Source organism: Streptomyces sp. yr375, from assembly GCF_900110755.1.
GTDB lineage: Bacteria > Actinomycetota > Actinomycetes > Streptomycetales > Streptomycetaceae > Streptomyces.
Genome location: NZ_FOFF01000023.1, coordinates 109,512 through 133,227, shown reverse-complemented (window position 1 = coordinate 133,227; position 23,716 = coordinate 109,512). Strand labels below are relative to the sequence as shown.

The 23,716-nt window shown below is 73.3% G+C and carries 24 protein-coding genes; 12 read left to right on the top strand and 12 right to left on the bottom strand.

The features are described 5' to 3' along the window. Positions 1–217: 217 nt before the first annotated feature. Complete coding sequence (locus BMZ82_RS22955) at positions 218–628, bottom strand: rodlin (protein WP_093778734.1); 411 nt, start codon at positions 626–628, stop codon at positions 218–220. 231 nt (positions 629–859) lie between these two features. Between BMZ82_RS22955 and BMZ82_RS22950 the strand changes: the two genes are divergently transcribed. The 3 genes from BMZ82_RS22950 (at position 860) to BMZ82_RS42540 (ending at position 3,189) form a co-directional block, all read left to right on the top strand. Next, positions 860–1,273, top strand: coding sequence for a rodlin (locus BMZ82_RS22950; RefSeq protein WP_093778732.1), 414 nt, complete (start codon positions 860–862; stop codon positions 1,271–1,273). 304 nt (positions 1,274–1,577) lie between these two features. After that, positions 1,578–1,805: a chaplin gene (locus BMZ82_RS22945; RefSeq protein ID WP_093778730.1), complete on the top strand. Its 228-nt coding sequence runs from the start codon at positions 1,578–1,580 to the stop codon at positions 1,803–1,805. 148 nt (positions 1,806–1,953) lie between these two features. Next, a complete protein-coding gene (locus BMZ82_RS42540) occupies positions 1,954–3,189 on the top strand; it encodes a chaplin family protein (RefSeq protein ID WP_177244613.1) in 1,236 nt (411 codons plus the stop codon). A 56-nt stretch (positions 3,190–3,245) separates the two neighbouring features. On the opposite strand, the gene BMZ82_RS22935 is transcribed toward BMZ82_RS42540, so the two are convergent. Next, positions 3,246–4,490 carry an NAD(P)-binding domain-containing protein gene (locus BMZ82_RS22935; protein WP_093778726.1) on the bottom strand — a complete coding sequence of 415 codons (1,245 nt, stop codon included), beginning with the start codon at positions 4,488–4,490 and terminating at the stop codon, positions 3,246–3,248. Further along, positions 4,490–5,833 carry a carboxylate--amine ligase gene (locus tag BMZ82_RS22930; RefSeq protein WP_093778724.1) on the bottom strand — a complete coding sequence of 448 codons (1,344 nt, stop codon included), beginning with the start codon at positions 5,831–5,833 and terminating at the stop codon, positions 4,490–4,492. Before BMZ82_RS22930 ends, BMZ82_RS22935 begins: the two co-directional genes overlap by 1 nt. Positions 5,834–5,995: 162 nt before the next feature. On the opposite strand from BMZ82_RS22930, the gene BMZ82_RS22925 reads away from it, so the two are divergent. Next, positions 5,996–7,417 (top strand): glycoside hydrolase family 26 protein, encoded by a 1,422-nt coding sequence (locus BMZ82_RS22925; protein WP_093778722.1) that lies wholly within the window; start codon positions 5,996–5,998, stop codon positions 7,415–7,417. Positions 7,418–7,445: 28 nt separating this feature from the next. Here the strand turns inward: BMZ82_RS22925 and BMZ82_RS22920 are convergent, their stop codons facing one another. Genes BMZ82_RS22920 through BMZ82_RS22880 form a run of 9 tightly spaced genes read right to left on the bottom strand, consistent with a single transcriptional unit; the run spans position 7,446 to position 17,941 of the window. Then, on the bottom strand, positions 7,446–8,564 hold the full coding sequence (locus tag BMZ82_RS22920; RefSeq protein ID WP_093778720.1) for a GNAT family N-acetyltransferase: 1,119 nt from the start codon (positions 8,562–8,564) through the stop codon (positions 7,446–7,448). Next, positions 8,561–9,208, bottom strand: coding sequence for a YveK family protein (locus BMZ82_RS22915; protein WP_093778718.1), 648 nt, complete (start codon positions 9,206–9,208; stop codon positions 8,561–8,563). The genes BMZ82_RS22920 and BMZ82_RS22915 overlap by 4 nt, the downstream gene beginning before the upstream one ends. Next, the gene (locus BMZ82_RS22910) at positions 9,205–10,362 is read right to left on the bottom strand and encodes a glycosyltransferase (protein ID WP_093778716.1); all 1,158 of its coding nucleotides are present in this window, start codon (positions 10,360–10,362) and stop codon (positions 9,205–9,207) included. Before BMZ82_RS22910 ends, BMZ82_RS22915 begins: the two co-directional genes overlap by 4 nt. Next, the gene (locus BMZ82_RS22905; RefSeq protein WP_093778714.1) at positions 10,359–11,099 is read right to left on the bottom strand and encodes a polysaccharide deacetylase family protein; all 741 of its coding nucleotides are present in this window, start codon (positions 11,097–11,099) and stop codon (positions 10,359–10,361) included. Before BMZ82_RS22905 ends, BMZ82_RS22910 begins: the two co-directional genes overlap by 4 nt. Beyond that, positions 11,086–12,816, bottom strand: a complete 1,731-nt coding sequence (murJ, locus tag BMZ82_RS22900) for a murein biosynthesis integral membrane protein MurJ (protein ID WP_371271287.1) — start codon at positions 12,814–12,816, stop codon at positions 11,086–11,088. The genes BMZ82_RS22905 and murJ overlap by 14 nt, the downstream gene beginning before the upstream one ends. Then, complete coding sequence (locus BMZ82_RS22895; protein WP_093778712.1) at positions 12,813–14,162, bottom strand: O-antigen ligase family protein; 1,350 nt, start codon at positions 14,160–14,162, stop codon at positions 12,813–12,815. Before BMZ82_RS22895 ends, murJ begins: the two co-directional genes overlap by 4 nt. A gap of 7 nt (positions 14,163–14,169) precedes the next feature. Further along, a complete protein-coding gene (locus BMZ82_RS22890) occupies positions 14,170–15,594 on the bottom strand; it encodes an exopolysaccharide biosynthesis polyprenyl glycosylphosphotransferase (RefSeq protein ID WP_093778710.1) in 1,425 nt (474 codons plus the stop codon). Further along, complete coding sequence (locus BMZ82_RS22885) at positions 15,591–16,775, bottom strand: glycosyltransferase (RefSeq protein WP_093778708.1); 1,185 nt, start codon at positions 16,773–16,775, stop codon at positions 15,591–15,593. The genes BMZ82_RS22890 and BMZ82_RS22885 overlap by 4 nt, the downstream gene beginning before the upstream one ends. Before the next feature lie 53 nt (positions 16,776–16,828). Continuing rightward, positions 16,829–17,941 (bottom strand): DUF3344 domain-containing protein, encoded by a 1,113-nt coding sequence (locus tag BMZ82_RS22880; protein WP_093778706.1) that lies wholly within the window; start codon positions 17,939–17,941, stop codon positions 16,829–16,831. 240 nt (positions 17,942–18,181) lie between these two features. Here BMZ82_RS22880 and BMZ82_RS22875 point away from each other — a divergent pair, with 240 nt between their 5' ends. The 8 genes from BMZ82_RS22875 to BMZ82_RS22840 all read left to right on the top strand — a co-directional run bounded on the left by BMZ82_RS22875 (position 18,182) and on the right by BMZ82_RS22840 (position 23,627). Further along, the gene (locus tag BMZ82_RS22875) at positions 18,182–18,421 is read left to right on the top strand and encodes a chaplin (RefSeq protein ID WP_093778704.1); all 240 of its coding nucleotides are present in this window, start codon (positions 18,182–18,184) and stop codon (positions 18,419–18,421) included. A 270-nt stretch (positions 18,422–18,691) separates the two neighbouring features. Then, a complete protein-coding gene (locus BMZ82_RS22870) occupies positions 18,692–19,651 on the top strand; it encodes a hypothetical protein (RefSeq protein ID WP_093778703.1) in 960 nt (319 codons plus the stop codon). 213 nt (positions 19,652–19,864) lie between these two features. Further along, complete coding sequence (locus BMZ82_RS22865) at positions 19,865–20,152, top strand: hypothetical protein (protein ID WP_093778701.1); 288 nt, start codon at positions 19,865–19,867, stop codon at positions 20,150–20,152. 206 nt (positions 20,153–20,358) lie between these two features. Next, positions 20,359–20,859 carry a DUF5949 family protein gene (locus BMZ82_RS22860; RefSeq protein ID WP_093778699.1) on the top strand — a complete coding sequence of 167 codons (501 nt, stop codon included), beginning with the start codon at positions 20,359–20,361 and terminating at the stop codon, positions 20,857–20,859. Then, positions 20,859–21,461, top strand: coding sequence for a vitamin K epoxide reductase family protein (locus tag BMZ82_RS22855; protein ID WP_093778697.1), 603 nt, complete (start codon positions 20,859–20,861; stop codon positions 21,459–21,461). The genes BMZ82_RS22860 and BMZ82_RS22855 overlap by 1 nt, the downstream gene beginning before the upstream one ends. Positions 21,462–21,584: 123 nt before the next feature. Continuing rightward, complete coding sequence (locus tag BMZ82_RS22850) at positions 21,585–22,106, top strand: hypothetical protein (RefSeq protein ID WP_093778695.1); 522 nt, start codon at positions 21,585–21,587, stop codon at positions 22,104–22,106. 170 nt (positions 22,107–22,276) lie between these two features. After that, complete coding sequence (locus BMZ82_RS22845; RefSeq protein WP_093778693.1) at positions 22,277–22,777, top strand: tyrosinase family oxidase copper chaperone; 501 nt, start codon at positions 22,277–22,279, stop codon at positions 22,775–22,777. Continuing rightward, positions 22,761–23,627, top strand: a complete 867-nt coding sequence (locus tag BMZ82_RS22840; RefSeq protein ID WP_093778691.1) for a tyrosinase family protein — start codon at positions 22,761–22,763, stop codon at positions 23,625–23,627. The genes BMZ82_RS22845 and BMZ82_RS22840 overlap by 17 nt, the downstream gene beginning before the upstream one ends. Positions 23,628–23,716 lie beyond the last annotated feature (89 nt).

Sequence of the window (23,716 nt, the reverse complement as noted above, 5' to 3'; positions counted from 1 at the left end):
GGAGCGTGCTCCCGGCCCGGGGCCGCGGAACTGCCGAGCAGCGCGCCGGTGGCGGCCAGGACGATTCCGGGAATCGCCAGGCGGCGTGGCCAAAGGTTTCTCTTCACCGTCACGCGGCGCACGCTAGAACAGCGGGCCGCCGATGATTCGGCGGCCCGCTGTCCGGGCGGAGAAACCACCCAAGGGCTCAGGAAAAGAACCCGTTCAGCACGTCGGGTCAGTGGTTGGCCGCACCGTTGCCCGAGAGGGCCGAGATGTCGTCCAGGATGTGCGACAGCGGCTCGTCGCCCTTGGCCTGGGTGCTGTTCTCGACACACTGCTGGTTCTGCGGGGCGGACAGGATCGGGATGTCCTGGACGCCGACGTTGACCAGGGCCAGGATCGACTGGGCGTTGAGCTTGGCCGGGAGGCCGATGCAGGGCTTGTTGAAGGAGCCCTGGATGAGCGCCATCTGGGGGCTCATGTTGCCGAAGGTGGCCGAGTTGCCGAACGACTGGCTGGCGCCGTTGCCGCTGGCGGAGGTGGTGCCGGAGTCGTTGCCGATGGCGAGCGCGGGGGCGGCTGCGGCGGCGGAGACACCGACGACGGAGGCGGCGACCGCGGCGGTGGCCAGAACCTTCTTGATCACTTGATAAGTCCCTTCGTGAGAAACCCCGTCCACCGGAGCGTTCTGATTAACTTCCCTCCCGCTGTTTGGTTCTTCTGCTTCACTCCGATGGCCTATTGATGCGAACCCCCCCCTCGGCGGGTCGGAAAAACCGATCGGGTGAAGGACCGCAACCAAACCCGACGCATCCGGTTGTTCGGTGGCAGGCACATGGTCCTGGCCCGGAGTCAGGACAGGGAAAGGAATAGCGAAATGCTGAAGAAGGCAATGGCCGCGGCGGCGGTCGCCGCTTCCGTCGTCGGCATGTCCGCGGCGGTCGCCCCTCAGGCGTTTGCCATCGGCAACGACGCCGGCACCACCTCGGCGAGCGGCAACGGCGCGCACGAGGCGTTCGGGAACTCGGTGACCAAGGGCGACATGAGCCCGCAGGCCACCCTGGTCCAGGGCACCGCCAACAAGCTCTGCGTCGGCCTGCCGGTCAAGGCCGACGTGCAGTCCCTCGTCGCCGTGATCGCCAACGTCGGCGTCCAGGACATCCCCGTCCTGTCGGCCCCGCAGAACCAGCAGTGCGCCGAGAACAGCACCCAGGCCAAGGGCGACGAGCCGCTGTCGCACATCCTGGACGACATCTCCGCGCTCTCGGGCAACGGCGTGGCCAACCACTGACGTCCCCGGCGCCACCCCGCCGACGGCCCGCCCGCCCGCTCTCCGGTGGGCGGGCCGTCCGCGTCGATTTCCCTGACGTTCCGTCAATTCTTCTTGCTCCTCAGGCGAGGCGTTTCTTCTCCGCTGGGCCTGACGTGTCAATTATATGAAGGCGTTCGAGTGAATTCCCGGGCGACGCGCGTTCATTAGTTTCTTCGGCTGTCTATCTCTCGTTTGCAGCCTGCGAGTCATGGTGCGAGCCGTTCCAGTCGTGCTCGCTCGGTTTCGACCGTCAACTAGGCATGACCGCAGAGAAGGGAATGACATGAAGAAGAGTGCTGCTGTCGTCGCGGGTCTGATCCTGGCCCTGGGTGGGGCTGCCCCCGCCTTCGCCGACGCCGGTGCCAACGGTGCTGCGATCGGTTCCCCCGGTGTCCTGTCGGGCAACGTGGTCCAGGTTCCGATCCACATTCCGATCAACGTGTGCGGCAACACGATCAACGTGATCGCGCTGCTGAACCCGTCCGCCGGAAACGTCTGCGTCAACGACTGACGACACGTCACACCAGCCGTACGGCTGGGTCGAGGGCCGGCCTTGGACGACTTCTCGTGGTCCAGGGCCGGCTCTTCCCACTTCTTCACGTTCTTCGACTTCTTCAAGCAGGAAGACAACGAGATTGCGACAGACCCTGAGCAGGGGAATGGTCGCGGCGGCCGCCGCGACGAGCATTCTGTCCCTGTGCGGGGGCGGTAACGCCTTCGCGGACTCGCACACCGACGGGGCGGCCAACGGCTCGCCCGGAGTCCTGTCGGGCAACAACGTCGAGGTCCCGGTAAACATCCCGGTGAACGCCTGCGGCAACTCGGTCGACGCCGTCGCCGCCCTCAACCCCACCTTCGGCAACACCTGTACCAACCACGCGGACACCCACGACAACCGCTCCCACGGCCATCCGTACAAGTACGACGACTCGGGCTACGGCGATTCGGGGTACGGGGACTCGGGGGACAGGGGGCACGGGTACGACGACTCCGGGTACGGCGGCTCCGGGGACAGGGGCCACGGATACGACGACTCCGGATACGGGGACTCCTGGTACGGAGACCACGGGTACGGGGACTCCGGGGACAGAGGCCACGGGTACGACGACTCCGGGTACGGGGATCACGGTCCGGGTGACGACTGCGGGGGCTACGGCGACACGTGCGGCGGCGGGGGTCATACGACGCCTCCACCCGGCGGCGGTCACACGACGCCTCCACCCGGGGGTGGTCACGAGACCCCGCCTCCCGGTGGGGGTCACACGACGCCTCCACCCGGGGGTGGTCACGAGACCCCGCCTCCCGGTGGGGGTCACACCACGCCTCCACCCGGGGGTGGCCATACGACGCCTCCACCCGGGGGTGGCCACGAGACTCCGCCTCCCGGTGGGGGTCACACGACTCCACCTCCGGGTGGGGGCGGTGGTACTCCGCCCGGTGGTGGTCACACGACCCCGCCCCCTGGCGGTGGCGGTGGTACCCCGCCCGGAGGGGGTCACACGACGCCGCCTCCCGGTGGGGGCGGTGGCACTCCCCCCGGTGGCGGTCACACGACGCCGCCCCCCGGTGGCGGGCACACGACCCCGCCCCCCGGCGGCAGCACCACTCCGCCCCCTGGTGGGGGTCACACCACGCCCCCGCCCGGCGGCGGTCACACCACCCCGCCCGGCGGGAGCCACAGCACGCCTCCCCCGAGTGGGGGGCACACCACGCCTCCCGGTGGGGGGCACAGCATGCCTCCTCAGGGTGGCGGTGGTGGTGGGCAGACTCCGCCGGAGTTGCCGCATACCGGTAGTGACCGTGGGGCTCTGCTCGGGGCGTCCGGGGTCAGTGCGGCGCTCATCGCGGGTGGCGTTGTTCTGTACCGGCGAGGCAGGGCGGCGTCCCGGCCGTGAACGTGGCGGGTGCCGGACGCTCTCGCGACCGGCACCCGTACCGCACCGCACCTCGCTCAACCCCGCACGGTCTCCGTAGCGTCGTGCCGGCCGGGCGCCGGGATCGCCGCGCTCGCCGCGCCCGTGCGCAGTCGGCGCCGGACGCCTCGGACGAGGGTCCCCGCCGTGAAGGTCGCGCCGTGGACGAAGCGCATCGCCGGGCCGAAGCCCGCCGCCGTCACCAGGCCGGCCATGAACAGGCCGGGGTAGGACGACTCGAAGTCCCGGCCGATCTCGGGGGAGCCGTCCGCCACCGTGCCCAGCGCGTCGCGCAGGTCGCCGGAGAGCAGGCCGAGCCGCTCGCGGGTGGCCTTGAAGCCGGTGGCCGCGATGACATGCTCGGTGTCGAAGGCCTCCGCCCCCGTCACCTCCAGCCGCACCCCGCCCGGCACCGCCCGCGCCGCCGTCACCTCGTGGTCGAGGCGCACCTCCACGGCGCCCTCCACCCGGTCCCGTACCCACCACGCGCCGGCCGGTCCGAGCGCCGTCCCGGCGATCCTGGCCCGGGTCGGCTCCGGGAGCCGGCGGTAGAGGCCGGGGCGCTCGGCGTAGAACCAGTTGCGCCAGCCGGGGCCCAGGCCGCTGTGCGGGGAGCGGGCGGACTGCCACCACGGGCGCTGCCAGGGCGGTGGCACGTCGTTCCAGCACAGTTGGTCGGCGCGGGCCAACACCCTTACCCGGGTGTCCTGTTCGGCGAGCAGGGCGGCTGTCTCCAGGGCCGCCTGGCCGCCGCCGATGACCGTGACGTCCTGGCCGCGGAAGCGGTCGAGGTCGCCGTGGTGGCTGCTGTGCGAGACGAGGTCGGGGGACAGGCCCCGCAGCGCCGCCGGGATCTCTACGAACGGCATCACGCCGACGGCGAGGGCGACCGTCCGGGCGTGCACGATCTCGCCGTCCTCGGTGACCGCCTCGAAACCGCCCGGCCGGGGCGTGATCCGGGTCACCGTGCGCTCGTCGACGTCCGGGACGGCGTTGCGGGCGAACCACAGGCCGTACTCGGCGAACATCTCCACCGGGATCGGCTCGCCGTGCCGGGCCGTCACGCCCTGGGTCTCGCAGTAGACGTCGAGCCGCCAGCGGGCCGCGGGGTCGGAGAGGTTGGAGGCCCACGGCTCGGACTTGAGGAACATCCCGCCCGGCATGTTGTCGCGCCAGGAGGCCATCGGTCGGCCGAAGACGCGCAGGCTCAGCCCGGCGGCCGCGGCGTGGGACGCGATGGACAGGCCGTACGGGCCCGCGCCCACCACCAGCAGGTCGTACATCAGCAACTGCTCGCTTTCTCGTCGTCGGTCGGTTCGGTCGGTTCGGCTGTTTCGGTTAGATCGGTCGGTTCGTTCGGTTCGGTGAGGCCGGTGCGGGACACCGGGGGCGGGGGCGCCTGGCGGATCACCCGGGGGCGCAGTCCGGCCGCGCCCGCCGGGCCGAGGCTGCGCGCCCGGTCGAGCAGTCGGCGTGCGACGTGGGCGCTCCACAGGCTCCACATGGCCCGGCCGGGGGCGGTGTCGTCGCCCGCGTGCCAGGCCAGTTCGCGGCCCGCGCGGGCCGGTCGCAGCGCGGCCAGCGGCGCGTAGTTCTCCACCACGAACGCCCGCCCCGGCAGCGGCACCCCGGCCGGCAGCGGACGGTGCGTCAGGTCCAGGTGCTGGGCGCGTACGACGTCCAGTCCGGCGCCGTCGGCGAAGAGCCGGAACTGGGCGCCGGGGCGCGGGTTGAAGTCGAGCAGGTGGTAGTCGCCGGTCAGGCCGCAGCGGCGGAAGTCGAGGTCGAAGATGCCCCGGTAGCCGAGGCTGCCGGTGAGCCGCTCGGCCAGCGTCCGCACCTGCGGGTTCTCGGTCCACTCGCCGACTGCCGTGAGGCCCGCGCCGCGCGGCCAGGCGCACAGCTTGCGGCCCGGGCCGCCGCCGCCGACCGCGCCGGTGCGGTCGGCGTACCCGTGGAAGAACCAGTCGCGGTCCGGCGCGGGCGGCAGGAACGTCTGGAGCAGCAGCGGGCTGCCGGCCTCCTCGGTGCGCAGGTACAGCTCGCGCGCCTCCTGCGTGGAGCGCACCACGACGGTGCTGCGCAGCCCCGAGTCGGCGGGCAGCAGCCAGGGCCTGCTCCACTTGGCGACCACCGGCAGGCCGAGCCGCCAGGCGGCGGAGGCGGCCTGGGCGGCGCTGTCGGGGACGACCGTGAGCGGATGCGGCACGTCCGCCGCCGCGCACAGATCGGCCAGTTCCGCTTTGTCGGCGACCCGTTCGGGCAGTGTGCCGGGCTGCTGCGGCAGCAGGTAGGCGGGCGCCAGTTCGTCGCGCAGCCGGCTCACCGCGATCGCGCCCGCGTCGTCCATCGGGATCAGTACGGCGGGCCGTTCGACGCGGGCGGCGACCCGCAGCAGGGCGGCGGCGATGTCGGCGGGGGTGGCGCCGGGCGGCGGCGGTGGATGCAACTGGCGGACGAAACGGGACGTGCGTACGGGGCTTCCCGTCGAGTCGGCGACCACGTGCACGTCGATTCCGGCTCTGCCGAGCGAGCGCACGGCACCCAGCGTTCCGTGGTGAAAGGGATTCCGGTCGATCCGCAGGAGAACGGCGGGGACGCGGGTGTCGAGCAGCGACTCGGGCATTTTTCTCCGGGTCCTTCGCTTCAGGTCACCGATATGGGCGATCAAGGCACTCGAAAGCCGTAACGGCGGTGGCGTGATTCCTTTTCGTGTGACTTTCATATGACTGTGTGTCAGTAATGCGCGGACAGTGCGCGTTACGTGATTGTGGAGAAAGGAGCAGCCATGGCTCCACAGCAGCGCCGCGCGCGGTCCCGACGGCTGGCCGTTGTCGCGGCGGCGGCCCTGGCCTCGGCCGCTCTGGCGTCCGGACCTGGATTCGCCGCGGGCGCGGGGGTGGTGCGGGTCGCCGATCCTCCCGTTCCCACCCCGACCGTCCCGACGCCGGGGGTCGTCCAGCCGGTGCCCGCGGCGGTCGAACCGGCGCCCGCGGACGACGACCCGTTCGCCCCCGTGCCGAGCGCGTCCCCGGCGGCACCGGTGACCCCGGCCGTCCCGGAGACCCCGGTGGCCGCGGAGACCCCGGAGACCCCGGTGGAGTCGCCCACCCCGGCCCCCGCGTCCCCGTCCACGCTGCCCGCGAAGGTCACCCCCGCCTTCGGCGCCTACCTCGACTACGGCGCCCGGGGCGTGGCCCGGATCGCCGAGCTCAGCAACTGGCTGGGCGGCGCCGAACTGCGCGTCGGCCACACCTACTTGCCGGGTGACCGCTGGCGCAACATCGAGGGCCCGCCCGGCTTCCTCGACGTGTGGGCGAACTGGCGGCGTGCGAAGGACGACCGGATGTTCGTCCTCAACGTGCCCATGATGGAGCGCAACGAGGAGGGCGTGTCCGACGCCGAGGTGCGCGTGCTGCTGCGGCAGGGCGCGGCGGGGGAGTTCGATCACCACTTCAAGGCTCTCGCCGAACGGCTGGTCGCGCTGAAGGTGCCGGACACGGTGATCGTGCTCGGCTGGGAGATGAACGGCACCACGTACACCCATCGGTGCGGGCCGGACCCGGAGGCCTGGAAGAAGTACTGGAACAGGATCGTCTCCACGATGCGTTCGGTGCCGGGCCAGGAATTCAAGTTCGACTTCACGCCGAGCCGCGGCAGAGACGCCGTTCCCTGGACTCAGTGCTATCCGGGGGACGACACCGTCGACATCGTCGGAATGGACTCCTACGACCAGCCGACCGGGCTGTCCTTCGACAAGCAGGTGACGGAACCCTACGGGCTCCAGGAACACGTGGAATTCGCCCGATCCCACGGCAAGCCCATCTCCTATCCCGAATGGGGACTCTTCCGCAACGGTGACAACGCCGAATACATGCGGCGCATGCTCGCCTGGATGGACGAGCACAAACCGCTGTACAACACGGTGACCGACTACTGCCCGCACGGCGTGTGGCAGTGCGGCCAGAACCCGAAATCGTCCGCGATCTACCGCTCGCTGCTGTCCGGCCGCACGGACGAGCCGAGCCCGACACCGACCGCTCCGACGACCCCGCCGACGACGACCGAGCCCACGACCGAGCCCACGCCGCAGCCGCCCACCACCGAGACCCCGGTGAACTGCACACCGATGGACCTCGGCGACTGGGTCGAGTACTGGCTCGGCGGCAAGCTGTGCATCCGCCTGGACTGGTGGTCGCGAGGCCGGTGAACCGCGGTGCGGTGGCGGCGGGCCCACGTCAAGGCCCGCCGCCACCGTCACGCCCCTTCCGCCGCTGTTCCAGCTTGAGCAGCAGTTCCTTGCCCCGCCGCCGCGCGGCCACGTCGCAGACGACCGCAGACAGCAGCGGCGCGGTGCGCCGACGGGCCAGCAGCAGCCGCTGGTTGACGACGGGTTCGGGCCGCCAGTGGTGCTTGTACGGCTCGTTGCCGCGCAGCAGGCTCAGCGCGGCCCGTCCGCCGCCCCGGGTGTGCTCGGCGCACGCGTCGAGCAGCATCACCGCGACGTCCGCCTTGCGTTCGCGCAACTGCGGGTGGGCGCCGTAGAGATAGCCCCCGGCCAGCCGGCGCGACAGCAGCGTCAGATCGACGGCGACGACGTCGTCGTCCAGCCGGAACTCGGTGACCACCGCGTCCCCGGAGCGGACCATCGGGCCGACCGAGCGGACCAGGTGCTCGCAGAAGCGGGGGCGCAGGTGCTCGCCCGTCACCTTCCGGCCCTGCCACTGCAACTGGTGCAGGTCCAGCAGGCGGTGCAGCGCCGAGTCCACCTCGTCCGGGCAAACGATCTGGCGCTCGACGCCCAGCGCGGTCAGCTTGCGCAGCTTGGCGCGCACCCGCTGGGCCTTCGCCGACGGCAGCCGGGCCAGCAGTTCGTCCATGGGGACGGCCGGCAGTTCCAGGCACACCGAGTCGCTCACCCGGCGGCGCGGCCCGTGCCAGTGCTCGTAGACCTGCTCGACCGCGCTGCCCGGCCGCACCTCGCGGAAGTCGATCAGCGCGGTGCGGGCGGCCGCCGCGAGGCCCTCGGTGAGCGCGGCGACGGCCCGCTCGCCGTGTTCGTCGTCGACGAGGACGTCCCCGTAGTCGGAGATCGCCCCGCCGAGCGGTACGAGGGCCGGCAGCGGTCGGCGGACGGCCGTCAGCGGGGCGGCGGCGACGAGGTCCGCGCCGTCGCGGACCAGCAGCAGGCGCAGTCGGCCGGGCCTGCCGTACGACAGCCACCAGGAGTGCAGCCAGGCGTGGCTCTGGAAGGGCGTGGCCGTCGCGCAGCGCTGGTAGAGGCGGCCCCAGGCGGGGGCGAGCGCGGCGAAGGCCTGCTCGTCGGTGACGAGTTCGGTGGTGAACGTCGGTTTCACAGTGCTCCGTGCGCGTCGGCGGCGAGGGCCGGGCCCGGGACGGCGGCGGGGCGCGCGGCCTCCTCCTCGCGGCCCCGCCTCGGCCGCACCAGCAGCAGCAGTCCGCCGAGCAGCCCGCCCGCGCTCGCGCCGACCAGGGCGGTGAGCGCCCAGGACGGGGAGGAGGGGGCGGTCGGCCGGACCGCGCGGGCGAACTGCTGGAGCTCGACGTTGGTGGTGGCCTGGGAGCTCTTCGCGTGCTGGGTCAGCGAGCGGGACACCGCGTTGGCCATGTCGGCGGCCAGGTCGGCCCGGTCGGAGGTCGCCGTGATCGACACCATCGGGGCGTCCGGCGAGGTCGACGTCTGCACGCTCTGCTGGAGCGTCTTCACCGGTACGCCGGCCCACACCTGGGCGTCGCCGAGCACCGCGAGCTGGCCGGCGACCCGGCCGTAGGCCTGCGCGAAGCCGAGCGCGGACGCCGGGTCGGACTTCTCGGTGGGGACGGCGACGACGTAGGCGGTGGCCGTGTACACGGGCGGCTCGACGGCCCCGTACACACCGCCGAGCAGGCCTCCGGTGACGGCACCGGCCGCGAGCAGGGACCAGGGCGGGAGCGCCTTGGCGCGGCGCAGGGCGGCAGGACGACGGGGGTTCTCGGTCATGGGGAACTGACTCCCTGGGGTGTCGGCGAAGCGGCGGCGAGCACGGGGGCTCCGGAAACGGTGGCCGCGTACACGTCCATGAGCTGGGCGGCGCTGCGGGTGATGTCGTAGTGGCGGGCGGCGTCGGGCGCGGTGCGCGGGCCGGGGGCCTGCGCGCGGGCCTCGGCCAGCGCGGCGGCGAACGCCTCGGGCCCGCCGTCCACCCGGCGGGCGTTCGCCGGGGCGAGGTGCTCGATCGCGGGGCAGGAGGCGTACCGGACGGGCAGGCCGCAGGCCAGGGCCTCGACGACCGCGAGGCCGAAGGTCTCCTCGGGGGACGGGGAGACGAACAGGTCCATGGCGGAGGTGAGGGAGGGCAGGTCGGGGCCGGGCGTGCCGTCCGGGACGTAGGGGCGTTCGCCGGTGAACAGGACGCGGTCGGCGACCCCCGCCTCGTGCGCGGTGCGCCGCAGCACGTTCTCCTCGGGACCGCCCCCGACCAGCAACAGCCAATAGTCGGCGGGAAGTTGGGCGAGGGAGCGGATGACGACGTCGAAGCGTTTGCCGGCCGTGAGGCGGCCGACGCCGCCGACCACGAACGCGTCGTCGGGCAGGCCGAGGCGGCGGCGGGTGCGGTGGCGGGCGTCCGGGTCGAAGCGGAAGCGGGCCAGGTCGATGCCGTTGGGGACGACCTCGATCCGGGGGGCCGGGACGCCCCAACTGCGCAGCCGGTCGGCGACGGTGGGGGAGACGGCGACCGTGGTGCGGCCCAGCCGTTCGCTGGCCAGGTAGAGCGCCCGCACCCCGGCGGTCAGCCTGCGCCCCTCCAACTGTGAGGCCCCCAGGGAGTGTTCGGTGGCGACGACCGCGCGGACCCCGGCCAGCCGCGCCGCCAGCCGGCCGTAGACGCAGGCCCGGTAGAGGTGGGTGTGGACGAGGTCGTAGCCGCCGGAGCGGATGAGGCGGACCAGGCGCGGCAGCGCGCCCAGGTCGCGGTTGCCGGCCATGCCGAGGTGCACGACCCGTACCCCGTCGGCGGTCAGGCCGTCGGCCACCGACCCCGGGTTCGTCAGCGTCACCACGTCGCAGTCGACCGGCAAGTGCCGTAGCAGCAGCCGTAGTTGCTGCTCGGCGCCGCCGACGCCCAGCCCGGTGATGATGTGCAGCGCCTTCACCGCAGCCCCTCGACGGGCCGGCGGCGCAGCCCGTGCAGCCGGTACTTCAGGTACATGCGCAGGGCGTTGTCGTTCTGCCCGATGTGCAGGCGCGGCAGGGCGTGCAGGCCGTTCAGCTCGCCGGGGTCGATCGCGCACGCGTATCCGTAACCGGCGTCGCGTACGGCGTCCATGGCGCGCCGGTCGATCGTCCCGTACGGGTAGCAGAAGCCGTCGACCTCGGTGCCGAGGAGCGCGCCGAGGGCGGCGCGGCTCTCGACGGTCTCCGCCTTCAGGGTGAGGTCGTCGGCCTGGGTGAGGTCGACGTGGGTGAGGCCGTGCGAGCCGATCTCGACGCCCTCGTAGGCGGCGCGGCAGATGCCGTCGGCGGTCAGCAGGGGCTTGCGCGGGCCCAGCGGGTCCCAGGCGTTGTCGCCGCCGAGCCGGCCGGGCAGCACGAAGAGGGTGGCGTTGCAGCGGTGGCGGCGCAGGACCGGCAGGGCGTCGGTGAGGAAGTCGGCGTAACCGTCGTCGAAGGTGAGACCGACCAGGTTGTGGCCCTCGCCCCGGGCGCGGGCGGCGAGCAGCCGGGACATGGAGACACCGCGCAGTCCGCGCCGGCGCAGCCACATCAACTGCTTCTCCAGCCGTTCGGGGGTGACCGTGATGTGGTAGGGGTCCTCGGGGCAGTCGTTCACGGAGTGGTACATCGCCACCCACGGGACGGGAGTGCGTCTGCTGTTCTCAGAAGCGGCCATGGGAGAGCCTTCGGGTCGCGGAACGTACGGAACGGAGTGCGGAGACGATGCCCTGGGCGCCCAGGGCCCGGCCGAGCAGCAGGAAGACGGCGGTCACGGTGAACCCGCCGGCGGCGAGAGCGGCGAGCGGGTCGGTGAACTGCGCGGCGGCCAGCGCCCCGGCGAGGGTCGCCACCACGGCCGCCCGCACCGGCCGGCTCAGCTCGCGCAGCACGCCCCGGACGCTGACCGGGACGCTGCGCGGGCCCATCCCGGCCAGCAGCACCAGGGCGGTGACGGTGATGCCGGTCGCGTTGGCGGCGGCGATCCCGTACACGCCCCAGGAGTTGACGCTGAGCGCGCCGATCCAGGACGTCACGACGATCCCGGCGGCCATCGCGCCGACCGGGTACCAGGAGCCGCGGCCCGCCGAGAAGTAGGAGCGGACCAGGACGCCCACCAGGGTCTGGCCGAGCAGTCCGAGTGCGTACACCCGCATCACGCCGGCCGTCGCCGCCGTGTCCCGCGCGGTGAACGCGCCCCGCTGGAAGAGCACTTCGACGATCTGCGGCGCGCACGCCAGCACGGCGGCGGTGCCCAGCAGCACGATGCACGCGGCCAGCGACAGATCCCGCTCCACCCGGCCGCGGGCCCGCTCGGTGTCGCCCTCGGCCAGCGCCCGCGCGACGACCGGGAAGGTCACCGTGCACACCATCACCGACAGGATCATCGGCATCTGCGCGACCTTCTGCGCGTAGTTGAGGTGCGAGATCGCCCCGGCGGGCAGGTGCGAGGCGAGGAACCGCTCGATGAGGACCTGCGACTGCCGGCACAGCGCGAACAGGAGCACGGTCGCGAGGAGCGCGGTGTCCAGCGGCCGCGGCGCTTCCGGCACGGCGGCCACCTCCCCGTCCGCCCCACCCGTCTTCCGCTTCCTCAACTGACCGATCAGAGAAGGCAGTTGTACGAGGACCATCAGCAGCCCGCCCACCGCGACCCCGGCCGCCGCCGACCGCACGCCCCAGCGTCCGCCGAGCACGAACATGCCGGTGATGATGCCGACGTTGTAGGCCACGTAGATCGCCGCGGGCGCGACGTACCGGCGGTGCGCGCGCAGGGCCGCGCTGCAGTACCCGGCGAGCCCGAAGCTCACCACGCAGGTCGCGGTGAGCCGGGTGCAGTCGACGGCGAGCGCCGGGTCGGGCAGGCCGGGCGCGAGGGCCTCGACCACCTGCGGGGCGATGCCGATGAGCAGGGCGCCGACCGCGACGAACGCCAGCGACAGACGCGGCAGCGTGCCCGCCACCAGCGCGCGCACCGGGTCGCCGGGGGCGCCCTGGGCGCGGCGGGCCAGCGCCATGCTGAACGCGGGGATCAGCGCGAACGCCAGTCCGTCCTCGATGAGCAGCGTGGCCGCGAACTCGGGCACGGTCCACGCGACGAGAAACGCGTCGGTGTCCCGCCCCGCCCCGAACAGCCGCGCCAACGCCTGATCCCGCACCAGCCCGAGCAACGCCCCGGCCACGGAGAGCACGGCGGTGACGAGAGCGGCCTTGGCGAGGAAACCACGGGAGGGCGGGGGGTGTTCGGGAGTGGGAGTGGGAGTGGGAGTGGGAGTGGAGGGTGAGGTGGGGGTGGTGGGGTCGGGGGTGCCCCGGGGCAGCTCCCCGGCCGTCGTCCCCACTGCCTCCGCTGTCCCCACTGCCCCCACTGTCTCCGCTGTCCCCGTCGGTTTCATCGGGTGCGGGTCTCCTCGCGACTGATGCCGCTGCCCGTGTCGCCCGAGTTGTCCGCGTCGGCGTCCGCGCCCACCAGGGACCACCAGGCCACCAGGCCGAAGACGACGGCGGTCAGGACGGTCGAGGGGCCGCCGATGTCGGCGTACATGAAGTCGACGAGCTGCCAGATCAGCAGGCCGCAGGCGACGAGCGCGCAGTCCAGGCCGGGGCCGCCGCGCCGGGCGCGGAACCAGCCGCGCAGCCCGCACGCCAGCAGCGCCAGCCAGCAGCCCGCGAGGGCGAGCAGTCCGATCAGGCCCTGTTCGGCGAGGACCAGCAGGTACATGTTGTGCGGGGAGAGCAGCGGCTGCCGTACGAAGGCCGAGCCCGCGCCCTCGGTGTCGCTGCCGGAGGACAGCGCGAGGGAGGCGTGTGCGTCGCGGTGTTCGGGGAAGCCCTTCAACCCGACGCCGGTGAGCGGCTGTTCGCGCCACATGCCGAGGGCCGCCGCCCACATCGTGTACCGGTCGGTGACCGACTGGTCGGGCGCGTCCGTGACCTGCGTGATGCTGCTGACGCGGTCCTGGATCATCGCCGAGCCGACGCCGAAGCCGCCGACCAGGATCACCCCGGCGGTGACCGCCACCGCGGCCACCTTCAGCGCCCGCCGCAGTCCGGCGAGGGCGAGTTGGATCGCGCAGGTCAGCGCGGTCGCGATCCACGCGCCCCGGCTGAAGGACAGCGCGAGCGGTACCAGCAGGGCGAGCGCGGAGCCGGCGGCGATCGCCCGCTGCCGCAGCGAGGTCCGGCCGAGCGCCAGCCCGAGCGCGCAGATCAGGCCGAACGACACGACGGTCGCCATGCCCATCACGTCCTGCGGTCCGAAGGTGCCGACCGCCCGGATCTCCTCGCCCTGGTACGAGGCGCCGGTCCCGGTGACGAACTGATGGACGCCGACCGCCCCCTGCCACCCCGCGAGCCCCACGAACGACCAGGCCAGCACCCGGAAGTCGGCCCGGTCCCGGACGAGCAGGACGACGGCCGCCGGGACGAGCACGAAGATCTGGAGGTAGCGGCCGAGGCCGGTGAGCCCCGCGCCCGGCGACGACGCGTCCATCGCGGCGAGCGCCAGCCCGGCGACCGGCAGCCCGAGGACCAGCGCGGCCGTCCGGGACAGGGGGCGGTGGCGGCGGCGCAGCAGCCGTACCGCGCAGAACAGCACGACCAGCGCGGACAGCGCGTCGGCGGGCCCGGCGCCGCCCTCGGCGCCGGGGTTGAGCGGCAGCCCGAGCAGGGCGACCACGGCGACCACGGGCAGGACCGGGGACAGCGTCCGGGTGCGCGGCACGGGCAGGGCGAGGGTCATCGGCGGGTCAGCTCCCGGTCGGTCGGACGAGGGAGGCCGCGGTGCGCAGCAGGATGCAGACGTCCTGCCACAGCGACCAGTTGTCGATGTACGCGTTGTCGAAGCGGGCCCGGTCCTCGATCGAGGTGTCGCCGCGCAGCCCGTGCACCTGGGCGAGGCCGGTGATGCCGGTCTGCATCCGGTGGCGGGCCGCGTAGCCGGGGTAGGTCTGGCTGAACTCGCCGACGAAGAAGGGCCGTTCGGGGCGCGGCCCGACCAGGCTCATGTCGCCGCACAGGACGTTCCACAGTTGCAGCAGCTCGTCCAGCGAGGTCTGGCGCAGGATGCGGCAGAAGCGGTTCATCTGCCGCTCGCCGGCCACGCTCCAGCGGGTCGCCGCCTCGTGCTCGTCGACCGGGCGGTGGGTGCGGAACTTCAGCAGCGTGAAGGGCCGGCCGTCCTTGCCGATGCGCTCCTGCCGGAAGACGACGCCCGGCCCGTCGGTCAGCCGCAGCACCACCGCGCACACCAGCAGCAGCGGGCTGATCAGCAGCAGCAGGGTCCCGGAGGCGGCGATGTCCAGCAGCCGCTTGCCCATGCCGCCCCGACGCCGGCCGACCAGGTCGAGGCGTCGGCAGGAGAACCCGGCGAGCTGTTCCCGGCTCGCGTACGAGGGGGTGTCGGCGTCGACCTCCCACACCGTGCAGCCCGACTCGGCGAGCGCCCGCAGCAGCGGGCCCTGCACGGTGCGGACGGCGGGGTGGACGCACAGGACGTCCCGGACGCCGTTCTGGATGAGGGCCCGCTGCACCTCCTGACCGGTGGTCAGCACGGGCAGTGCGTCGGGGCTGTCGGGGCCGTCGGGGCGCTCGGCCACGATGCCCACCGGCCGCAGACCGCTGCGCGGGTGGCGCAGTACGGCGGCGGCGACGCGCTGGGCGGTCGTGGCGGGGCCGATGACGAGCGCGGCGTGCGGGCGGCGCAGCAGCGCCCGGCGGCGGCGCCGGTGCACGAGGGCGCGGCCGGCGCAGGCGGTCACGGCCTGCGCCGCGCAGCCCAGGAGGAGGGTGCGGGCGGAGAGCGCGTGCGCCGGCTGCCAGGCGGCGACGAGCGCCCCCAGGGTCAGCCAGGCCACCGCGATCCGGCCGCAGACGACGGGCAGTTCGTCCAGTACGTCCGTCACCGGGCGGGGGCGCTGCGGGCGCAGCAGTATCGTCGCCGCGACCAGCAGGGCCACCAGTAAAGGACGGCGCTGGGCCCCGCTCAGGGCCAGCGCGCCGAGGAACGCGGCGACGCCGTCGGCGAGCAGCAGCGGCAGCGGCGACAGGGGCCGCGCCGGGGGCCGCCGGGTGGGGAACCGGAATCCCGCTCCGCTCTCCCGCCGCGGAATGACCGAGACGGGTGAGTATCCGGGCTGCATGCCAGGAGAGGGGACGGTGCTTTCCGCAGTCACGAGAGGATCGACTCCCTGCACTCGGGGGGCGCGACCCGCGCCCCTTCCGTGGTCGTGAGCAGCTCGCGGTACACGCCCGCGACCGCCTCGGCCGTCCGTCGCACGTCGTGCGTGGCCAGGACGTGCCGGCGCCCCTGGTGGCCGAACTCCTCGCGCAGCGGCGGGTCGAGCAGCAGTCCGGCGACGGCGTCGGCCAGCGCCGCCGGGTTCTCGGCGGGCACCAGCGCGCGGGGCGCGAGCGCGGCGGGCAGGCTCTCCCGGGCGCCGTCCACGTCGGTCAGCACCACGGGCCGCCCACAGGCCAGCGCCTCCAACGGGGCCAGCGCCATGCCCTCCCAGCGCGAGGGCAGGACGACGAGATCGGCGGCCTGGTACCAGGGCACGGCGTCGGCGACGGCCCCGGCGAACAGCACCGACTCCGGTGCCCGGGACCGCAGTCGCGCCCCGTCAGGACCGTCGCCGACCAGCACCAGCCGGGCCCCGGGGACCTTCGCCGCGACGTCCGGCCACGCGGCCAGCAGCACGTCCTGCCCCTTCTGCCGGCACAGCCGCCCCACGCACACCACCAGCGGCGCGGCCGGCTCGAGCGCGGGCAGCGCGGGCACGAGCGAGGCCCGTACGGTGTCGGCGGGGGCCGGGTGGAAACGCTCGGGGTCGATGCCGTTGGGGACGACGCTCCACCGGCCCGCGATCCGGGCGCGCCGCCCGGTCGTGCGCTCCGCCTCGCTCACGCACACCAGCCGGTGCGCCCAACGCGCCCCGAACCGCTCCCACTTGAGGGCGAGGGCGGCGGTGGTGCCGCCGACCGCCTCGAACGACCAGGCGTGCGGCTGGAACACGGTCGGGATCCGCCCGCGCACCGCGAGCCGCCCGGCCAGTCCGGCCTTGGCGCTGTGCGCGTGCACCAGGTCGGGGCGTACCTCGTCGAGCAGGCGTCCGAGCCGCCGTACCTCCCCGGGGAGCGAGGGCCCCGGCGACCGGGTCGCCGCCCAGTGCCGGACGTCCGCGCCCAGCGCGCGCAGGGTGTCGGAGAGGGGGCTGCCGGGGCAGGCGACGGTGACGTGCAGCCCGGCCGCGAGCTGGGTGCGCGCGAGGTCGGTCACGACGCGGGCGACGCCGCCGTCCACGGGCTGGGTGAGGTGCAGGACCCGGGGTCTGTCGTCGGGTTCTGGCTGGTGCATGGCGCGGTTTCCTCGCTCACGGTGGCGCTCGGGACGTGCGGGAACGCGCCTGACTACTTCTTCCGTGTGTCGACGGCGACGAAGAGCGCCCCGGCCCACGCCGCGTCCCGTGGGGAAACGAGCCGGACGGCTAGCTGGTCACCGCCGCGCCGCAAACCCCCGCCGAGATCGAACACGTCGGAGTCGTAGCCGAGGGTGTTGACGTACGCCGGTACACGCGCCGCCGGAGCCTCCCCCGGCTCGCTGATCGTGGAGTTCAACACATCGTCAGATGGATTGACCGGGTCCGTGAGCGGGGCGGACGCCCGGCCACCGGTCGAGAACATGAGCGAATCACCCGTTCGGCCGCGGTCCCCGTCGTACCCGACGAGCCCGGCCCGGCCGCTCGCGTTCGGGGGGATGTCGAGCCCGCGCAGCCGGAGTTCCTTCCCGGCGGCGGAGTCGAGGGTGTCGAAGCCGTCCCACAGCGACAGGTCGCGCAGCGGCTCCACCGGGTTCTCGTACGACACCACCAGCGTCCAGCCGCCCCAGGCGCCCGCCGCCGACCTGCCCATCGCCACGTTGAGCTGCGCGACCGTGTACAGGCCCTGGCCGGCGGCGCGCACCAGGTCGGTGACGTCGGCGGAGGCCTGGTAGGCGTCGGCGCCCTGCGCCACCCGGTGGCCGACGACCGTGTCCGCGAGCACCGCCTTGTACTGCCCGCCCGGCTCGGCGATCAGCACCCGCCCGTTGTCCTTCGACGGCTTCTGCTCGCCGACCCGCAGATTCCCGCCCCAGTACAGCCGCGCGTACGACACCTGCGCGCCCTGCGGGAGGCGGACCTCGGCGCGGGAGGAGTTGTAGGTGTTCGGGTCGCTGTCGACGTCGACGTAGAACATGTCGAACTCGCTGTTGACGGCCGTCTTGCCCTGGCGCACGGCCGGGCACAGCGGCGTCGCCCCGGCCGCCGGCGCCGCGCGGCAACTGATCGCCGTGTTGGCGGCGCGGACGATTCCGCCGTGCTGCGTCGCGTGGTAGCGCGGCGCGAACGCCAGGCGCTCCGCCTCGGACGCGGGCGGGGCGTCGGCCGCGCGGGCGCCGTCCGGGGCGCAGAGGGAGGCGAGAGCGAGGACGCCGGCCGTCGCGCGGCGCAGCGTCGGGCCCAGGGAACCCAGGGAAATACGCATGACCTGCGTGCCCTTTCGTGCGATTTGCTTGCTATAGGCGTGCGTCGGACGAGGCGCAACTCTAACCACTGTCGGGATTAATCCCTTGAAACCGGACATCTGTGTCGGAATGGTGAAGCCTGTTCTCCGGTCACATCACCCGTTTGGCGGCACAACTCCGGTGCGCCCCGCGCGTTGACTTCAGCGCCGGGCATCCCCGCCCGGGTGTTTGTTTCAAAACCCCCCAAGGAGCACCTCTCCATGTCGCGTATCGCGAAGGGCCTGGTCCTGACCTCCGTTGCCGCTGCGGCCGTCGCCGGCGCTTCCGGCATCGCCGCCGCCGACAGTGGCGCGAACGGCGTCGCCGAGCACTCCCCGGGCGTGCTGTCCGGCAACGTCGTTCAGGTTCCCGTGCACGTTCCGGTCAACGTCTGCGGCAACACGATCAACGTGATCGGCCTGCTGAACCCGTCCTTCGGCAACACCTGCATCAACGACTGACGTCACCTCCCCCAGAGGTCACGACACGTCATTCGCCGAACGGCCGCCCTCCCGCCAGGAGGGCGGCCGTTCGCGTTGCCGGATGCGTTGCCCCGAATGGGGGGAGGGGTGCGGGGCGCGCTCGCCGGACCGTGACGGGCCGCCTCACCAGGGGTGATGCGTGTGGCGTCGACCAGGGACGATTACTCGGAGCGCTGGTTCTGTTGCGGTGTGCGACGGCCGTTTGCACGGTGGGACATGAGACCCGACACCACCGAAAGGACTTCCCTCATGCGTGGTCTGCCCGCCCGGCGTATCGCTTGCACCGCACTGTGCGCCACCCTCGTCCTCGGCATCGCCGCCCCCGCCGCCATGGCGTCCGACGCGGCCGGGGCCCGTGAGCGCGCCGCCGCGGCGCACCGTGCGCCCGTCCCCGGAGCCGACGCGCTGCTCACCCAGGCCAAGGGCCTCGGTGACCTCGGCACCGTCCTCAAGCCGGTCACCGACCTGGTCGACGCCGTCCTCAAGGCCCCCGACGGTCAACTCACCGCCGACCAGGCCACCCAACTCGGCGACGCGGCCAAGGCGGCCATCACCAAGGTCGCGGCAGCGGCCCCGGCAACGCCCCCGACCGTACCCACGGACCCGGCCGCGGCCCTGCCCGCAGACCCGGGCGCGGCGCTGCCCGCCGACCCGATCGCCGCCCTGCCCGCGGACCCGGCCGCCCCGGCGCTCCCGGCCACGCCCGCGCTCCCCGCCACTCCGGACGCTCCGGCGCTCCCCGCCACGCCCGCGCTCCCCGCCACCCCGGACGCTCCGGCGCTCCCCGCCACGCCCGCGCTCCCCGCCGCCTCCACGCTTCCGGCGGCCCCGGCGCTTCCGGCTTCGCCGGTGCTCACGTTGCCCGCGCTCGCCAAGAGCGGGCATGGGCACGGCACGTCGCGGGCGGCGGCTGCCGCCGACCCCGTGGCCGACGCCGTCGCGGTGCTGCAGAAGGCCGTCGACGACCTGCTCGCGGCCGCGACCTCACTGGACGTCGGCAAGGTCGTCCCGGCGGTGACGGGTGTGGTGGGCGGCCTGCTCGGGCTGCTCACCGCGGTGCTGGCCGGGGCGGGCCTGACCCTGCCGAGCCTGCCCACCCTGCCGGTCGAGGCACCGGCGGTCCCGGCGGCTCCCGCGGTCCCGGCCGTTCCGGCGGCCCCCGCGCTGCCGGTCACGCCGCCCGCGCTGCCTGCCCTGCCCGTCACCTGACGGTCGCCGGCCGGTCTCCGTACGCGGTTTCCGAAGCCTGATTTCTGCGTTTGATTTCTGCACCCCGGTGTTTTCCTTCACCGGGGTGCAGAAATTTTCTGCGTACGGGGTTTCCGCTCCCGGCGGGGCTCGTTAGGCACGACGTCGTAATTTCCCTGCATGCCTCGTCTCCCTCGTATCCCTCGTCTCCTTTGTTTCCTGGAAAGGAATCCGATGAAGTCCCTGAAGGCTGCCGCTGTCGTTGCCGGATCCATGGTGCTCGCCGGTGTCGCCGCACCCGCGTTCGCCACCCCCGCCGACCTCACGCCCACCAGCCTCAACGGTGCTGTCGACACCCTCACCCGGGGGCCGATCACGCTGGAGGACGTGATGCCGCTCCAGCACCAGTCGAACGCGCTCGACACCGAGAACAAGGACTCCGTGCTCAGCACCGTCAAGGGCGCGACCGGTGCCCTCAACACGCACAACCCGCTCCTCGGCGGACTGCCGCTGCAGGGCTGAGACGCCCCCCGAAGGCACCCTCGGAGGCACCCCCCCCGAGGCGCTCCACCGAAAGGGCCGGTCCCGTTGCCGACGGGACCGGCCCTCGCGCTGTTCGAGGCGGGGCGAGCGGCGCGTCCCTCGTTCGTGTGGAGCAACGGGCCTGCGTCCTCCGGTCGGGTGAGAACACGTCAGGCGGCCCCGTGTCGCGCCGATAAGGTCGCGCGGTGACCTCAACCCCAAGCGCAACCCGCCCCTTCCGCGTGGCCGACCTGGGCACCCTCGTCGTGATGCCGTGGAGCGGCGAGGCCCCCGACGGCAGCGACATGCCCTACCTCCTGGCCTACTCCCTCGGCGACACCGAGGACGGCCCCGAGGGGACCGCCGCCGCCGTCGAGCGGCTGCTCACCGACAACGGCATGAACGTCGGCGGGGACGTCGTCGACGGCACCGAGCGGCCGAGCCTGCCGTTCACGCTGCTCGTCGAGTCCGGTGCGGCCGTCCTCAACATGCCGAGCCTCAACGCCCAGTGCCTGCCGCCGCCCGAGTGGCTCGCGGCCGTCGAGCAGCGCGGCTACGCCTACCTCGTGTTCACCACCCGCGCCTGGCCCGAGGCCATGCCCGGACAGGCCGTCACGCCCGAGGCGCTGACCGCGTTCGCGGGCGCCGAGGAGACCCTGACGGCAGCGGCGCACATCGTCCTGCCCGCGCGCCGCCTGCGCGGCTGATGCGCGAGCCGCACCCGGCGCCGGTGCCCGCGGGCGCCGGCCGGGCGTACGCCCTGCTGCTCGTCCTCACCGGCGCGGCCGGGCTGCTGGCCGCCTGGGTCATCACCCTCGACAAGTTCAGGCTGCTGGAGGACCCCGGGTTCACGCCCGGGTGCAGCCTGAACCCCGTGGTCTCCTGCGGCGGCGTCATGAAGAGCGACCAGGCCTCGGCGTTCGGGTTCCCCAACCCGATGCTGGGCCTGGTGGCCTACGCGGTCGTCGTGTGCGTCGGGGTGAGCCTGCTGGCCCGCGCCGCGTTCCCCCGCTGGTACTGGCTGACCTTCACCGCCGGCTGCCTGTTCGGCGTCGGGTTCGTGTCCTGGCTGCAGTTCGAGTCGCTGTACCGGATCAACGCGCTGTGTCTGTGGTGCTGTCTGGCGTGGGTCGCCACGATCCTCATGTTCTGGTACGCCGTCGCCTTCGACGTACGCCACGGATTCCTGCCCGCCCCGGCCGGGGTACGGGGTTTCCTCGCCGAGTTCGCGTGGGTGCCGCCGCTGCTGCACATCGGTGTGGTCGGCATGCTGGTCCTGACCCGATGGTGGGATTTCTGGACGAGCTGATGATGCGCAGGATTACGGCAGCCGGGGGAATTGTGAACTGATGCCGTTTTCCGGCTCGTTACCCGGTACGGACGCAACGCCCCCCGAATTTCCCGTCCTCCTGCGAAAGGGCCCGTACCCGAGATGAAGTCGACCACCCGAGGAACCCTCGCCGCCGTGCTGACGTGTGTGGCCGCCGCGGCCGGCGTCGCCGCCTCCGTGACCCCCGCCGCCGCGATCGGCACGGTCCCCGTCCCCGTCCCGCTGGACGGCGTCGAGAAGTCCCTCAACGTGGAACTGCCCACGATCGGCGGCGAGATCCCGCTGCCCACGCCGGGGGCGCCCGAGGGGCCGCGCTTCGTCGAGGGACGCCTCATCCCGGAGCGGGTGATCCCGCAACTGCCGGTCGCCGCCGGACTGCCCGGTGTGGGGCTGCGCGCGCCGCTGCCCGAGGTCCTCGGGGACCAGTTCAACCACGTCGGCCTCGACGCCCCCGCCTCCGACCTGCGCACGCTCGGCCCCGGCCTGACCCTGGACGCCCCGCTCACCGCGCCCAACCCCGACCGCTTCGGCCTGCCGGACCTGAAGCTGCCCGAGGCCGGCGTGATCACCCCGGTGCTCCAGGCGGTGCCCGGCGCGGACCTCGGCCTGGGCGAAGGCCTGTAGGACCGACCGACTCGACCGACCCGACCCACCCGATCGACCCGATCGACCGCTGTTCACGACCACGGGCCCGGACATCTCGTCCGGGCCCGTCGCCGTGCCCGGTCCGCGTGTCCCGGCGGGCCGCCGGACGGTTACTCCCTCGGACAACCGAACCGGACGAGGAGCACACCATGGCCGTCAGCGACGCAGTACCCGTGACCGCAGTGCCCGTGACCGCGGTGCCGGCGGTCGCGGACAGACTCCGCCCGCCACGCCCCGCCCGCCGCCGGGACCTGTTGCGCGGGCTGCTCGGCGGTGCCGCCGCCCTCGCGATCGTCCCCGTCCTCGCCGCCTCCCGGCCCCCGCGCCCGGCGGACGGCGGCCCCACGGGCTCCTCGTTCGACGAGACCTACCGGGGCCGCCACCTGCACGGCGTACTCACCCCGACGGGACCCGCGGCCGCGGCGGGCGCGGAGTGGGAGGTCACGGTCGACGGCCGCCCGCTGCACCTCATGCGCCGCGCCGACGGCACCTGGCTGAGCATGGTCGACCACTACCGCTCGTACCCGACGCCCCTGGAGGCGGCCCGCGCCGCCGTCGACGGACTCGGGCCGGGCGAGCGGCTGCGCGAGGCGGCGGCCGCGGCGCACGACCACACACACATGGGGGGACAGCATGGTCTACACGCGTAAGGACGTCAGCACCCTCACCGGCGCCGAGCGGCGGCGCTTCGTGAAGGCGCTGCTGGAGATCAAACGGACGGGGGAGTACGACGAGTTCGTGCGGATGCACATCGACCACTACGTCTCCGACGGCGACGGCGGACTGCGGACGGCCCACATGGCGCCCTCGTTCCTGCCCTGGCACCGCCGGTTCCTGCTGGACCTGGAGCAGGCGCTGCGCCGGGTCGACTCCTCGGTGACGGTGCCGTACTGGGACTGGACGCGCGAGCGCGGCGCGACCTCCGCGCCCTGGACGAAGGATCTCCTCGGCGGCAACGGCCGGCGCTCCGACCACCAGGTGACGACCGGGCCGTTCGCGTACGCCACCGGCGACTGGACCATCAAGGAGAACGTGACCGACGGGGAGTTCCTCACCCGTGACCTCGGCCGCGCCGCGAGCCCCATCGAGCTGCCGACCGGGAGCGAGGTGGACGCGGCGCTCCAGGACCCGGTCTACGACGTCTCGCCGTGGGACTCGACGGTCACCCGGGGCTTCCGCAACAAGCTGGAGGGGTGGGGGACCGGCTCGGGCAGCGCCGCCTGGCACACCCACAACCGGGTGCACCGGTGGGTCGGCGGGGTCATGCTCGGCGGCGCGTCCGTCAACGACCCGGTGTTCTGGCTGCACCACGCCTTCGTCGACCTGCTGTGGACCCGCTGGCAGAGCCGGCACCGCGAGCACCGCTACCTGCCCGCCGAACCGCCCGGTCCGGCCAGCCGCCAGTACCGGCGGGTCGTCGCCCGGCGCGAGAAACTGCCCCCGTGGGACGTGACCCCGGACCAACTGGAGGACGTGTCCCGGATCTACCGGTACGCGTGAGCCGATAGGTGTGAGTCGGTAGGTGTGAATCGTCCGGGACATGTTTCCCGGACAGGGGGAAAGCCCCGGCGCTCGAGGTGCCGGGGCTT